Origin of the sequence: Jatrophihabitans sp. (genome assembly GCF_036389215.1) — a bacterium.
Classification (GTDB): domain Bacteria; phylum Actinomycetota; class Actinomycetes; order Mycobacteriales; family Jatrophihabitantaceae; genus Jatrophihabitans_A.
Window position 1 is genome coordinate 1 of sequence record NZ_DASVQG010000220.1, and the last position, 3,114, is coordinate 3,114.

Consider the following 3,114-nt stretch of genomic DNA (forward strand, 5'->3'; position numbering starts at 1 on the left):
GCTGCTCGAGCCGTCGGCGATGCATGGCGGGCGCACCGGCCGCGCGACGCTGGCCATCGCCGCCCGAATGGCGGGTGTGCCGACCGATCGGGTGGCAACCTTGCTGGACCGGGTCGGGCTGGCCGACGCCGCCGATCGGCGGGTGGCCGACTACTCCCTCGGCATGCGGCAGCGGCTCGGCATCGCCCAGACGCTGGTCGGCGAGCCGGGAGTGCTGATCCTGGACGAACCGGCGAACGGACTCGATCCCGAGGGCATCGCCTGGATGCGCGGCCTGCTACGCGACTTCGCCGACCGCGGCGGGACCGTGCTGCTGTCCAGCCACCTGCTTTCCGAGGTGCAGGCCACAGCCGACCATCTCATCGTCATCTCCCAGGGAGCCGTGGTGGCCTCCGGCCGGCTGAGCGACCTGCTCGCCAGTTCCAGCCTGCTGCTGCGCACCCCCGACCCGCAGGCCCTCGCCGGCGCACTCCGCGCCGCCGGCATCGACTACGTCGCAGGCCCGGATCAGACGTTCACCGTGGACGTGCTGGACGGCCGGGTCACCGCTGAACTGATCGCCCGCGTCGCGCTCGAACATCGCGTGCCGCTCACCGAACTGCGCCGATCCGACTCAGGCGGACTCGAACAACTCTTCTTCTCACTCACCGCCGCGACAGCGGCCCACCCGCAGGAGGCAGCGGCATGACCACCACGATGACCCGCCCGGCGCCAACCGCCGGGACAGCCCGGCCGCAGGCCACGTTCTCCGGCATCCCGTTCGGCCGGCTGCTGCTGGTCGAGTGGGGAAAGGCGACCGGTACCCGCGCCGCGCGCTGGCTGCTGGCCCTGGTCGCGGCATCGACCCTCGGGCTGATGCTGGCACCGGTGCTTGCCCCCTCGAGCGTCGACCAGACCTACACGAGCTACCTCGGCTACGCCGCGCTCGGCCTGAGCATCCTGCTGCCGGTGGTGTCGATCCTGACCCTGACCAGCGAATGGAGCCAGCGCACCGCGCTCATCACGTTCACCCAGGAACCCCGCCGGCTGCGGGTCGTCGCCGCCAAGATCACGGTCTCGCTGTTCCTCGGCGCAGGCGCGGCCCTGTTCGGTGGCCTGGTCACGGCCGGTGGTCTGGCCGTGGCCGCCGCCTCGGGCCGGCGACTGGACGCCGACCTCGACGCCGGCCTGCTCGTCGCCTTCCTGCTGTACGTGCTCCTCAACGTCCTGACCGGGGTGGCGCTCGGGGCGCTGGTGCACAACTCGGCCGCCGCGATCGTCGCCTCCTTCGTGCTGCCCATCGGGTTCGGGCTGCTCGGCCGGGTATCGCGGTGGGTGGCCGACTGGCTGGACTACACGACCGCCTTCAACTGGCTGCTCACCGGCCGCTGGTCGGATCACCCGGCGCAGATCCTGGTCGCCGTGGTGCTGTGGGTGGCGGCGCCGCTGGCCGTCGGCCTGGTCCGCACCGTCCGGCGCGAGATCAACTAGCCGGCGTCCCAGCACCTGGGACGGACCCGGTTGCCGGATCGCGCTGATCCGGCAGCCGGGTCACTGACGTCGGCAGGCCCACCAGGGCAAAGGACGCCGCGCGGGCCCGGGCCGTGACGCCCACGGACACCGCACGGTACAAGTAGGCTGAGGCCTTGTGAGCCCTCTTCTGAGTCGGATCTCCTGCCCTGCTGACCTGCGGGAGTTCAGCCTGGTGGAACTGGCGTCGCTGGCCACCGAGATCAGGGACTTCCTGGTGCGCAACGTCTCGCGCACCGGTGGCCACCTGGGTCCCAACCTGGGTGCGGTGGAGCTGACCCTGGCCCTGCACCGGGTGTTCGACTCGCCCACCGAACCGATCCTGTTCGACACCGGCCACCAGAGCTACGTGCACAAGATCATCACCGGCCGGCATGAGGACTTCCCGACGCTGCGGCAGCACCGGGGACTGTCGGGCTACCCCAGCCGCGCCGAGAGCGAGCACGACTGGATCGAGAACTCGCACGCCTCGACGGCGCTGTCCTACGCCGACGGCATGGCCAAGGCCTTCGACGTGCGCGGGGACCGGCGCCCGGTGGTCGCGGTGGTCGGCGACGGGGCGCTGACCGGCGGGATGTGCTGGGAGGCGCTGAACAACATCGCCACCTCCGACCGGCCGGTGGTGATCGTGGTCAACGACAACGGCCGCTCCTACTCGCCGACCATCGGTGGCCTGGCCGAGCACCTGGCGGGGCTGCGGCTGCGGCCGGGCTACGAGCGGATGCTGGGCAACGTCAAGCAGACCCTCGGCCGGACGCCGCTGGTCGGCCCGCCGCTGTACGGCGCGCTGCACGGGCTCAAGCGGGGGATGAAGGACCTGCTCGCTCCGCAGGGCATGTTCGAGGACCTCGGCCTGAAGTACATGGGCCCGGTGGACGGCCACGACCTGGGCGCCCTGGAACACGCCTTCACCCTGGCCAGGCAGTTCCACGGACCGGTGCTGGTGCACTGCGTGACCCGCAAGGGTTACGGCTACGCACCCGCCGAGAACCACCTGGCCGACCACATGCACGGCGGCGGCGCCTTCGACCCCGATACCGGTGAGTTCCTCAGCAAGGGCGGCCAGACCTGGTCCGGGGTGTTCTCCGAGGAGATGGTGCGGATCGGCGCCGTCCGCGACGACGTGGTGGCGATCACCGCGGCGATGCTGGACCCGGTGGGGCTCGGGGCGTTCGCGGCGGAGTTCCCGCACCGCTGCTTCGACGTCGGCATCGCCGAGCAGCACGCCATGACCTCGGCCGCCGGCATGGCCGCGGCCGGCCTGCACCCGGTGATAGCGCTGTACGCCACGTTCCTCAACCGGGCCTTCGATCAGTTGCTGATGGACGTCGCGCTGCACAAGGCCGGCGTCACGCTGGTGCTCGACCGGGCCGGCGTCACCGGTGAGGACGGTCCCAGCCACCACGGGATGTGGGACATCGCGATGCTCGGCATCGTCCCCGGGATCCACCTGGCGGTCCCGCGCGACGCGCCGACGCTGCGGGCGGCGCTGGCCGAGTGCCTGGCGATCGACGACGCGCCCTCGGTGCTGCGGTACCCCAAGACCCCGCTGGGCGCCGACATCGCGTCGCTGCGCTCGGTGGGCGGCATCGACGTGCTGGCCGA

At 71.6% G+C, this 3,114-nt stretch carries 3 protein-coding genes; all 3 read left to right on the top strand.

Annotated elements, in window-relative coordinates; all coding sequences use genetic code 11:
* Nucleotides 1-688 (top strand): ATP-binding cassette domain-containing protein (locus VF542_RS12050; RefSeq protein WP_408651951.1); only part of this gene is annotated, 688 nt, incomplete at its 5' end.
* The gene (locus VF542_RS12055; protein WP_408651952.1) at nt 685-1,470 is read left to right on the top strand and encodes an ABC transporter permease; all 786 of its coding nucleotides are present in this window, start codon (nt 685-687) and stop codon (nt 1,468-1,470) included. The genes VF542_RS12050 and VF542_RS12055, both read left to right, overlap by 4 nt.
* Before the next feature lie 157 nt (nt 1,471-1,627).
* Nucleotides 1,628-3,114 (top strand): 1-deoxy-D-xylulose-5-phosphate synthase (gene dxs, locus VF542_RS12060; RefSeq protein WP_408651953.1); only part of this gene is annotated, 1,487 nt, incomplete at its 3' end.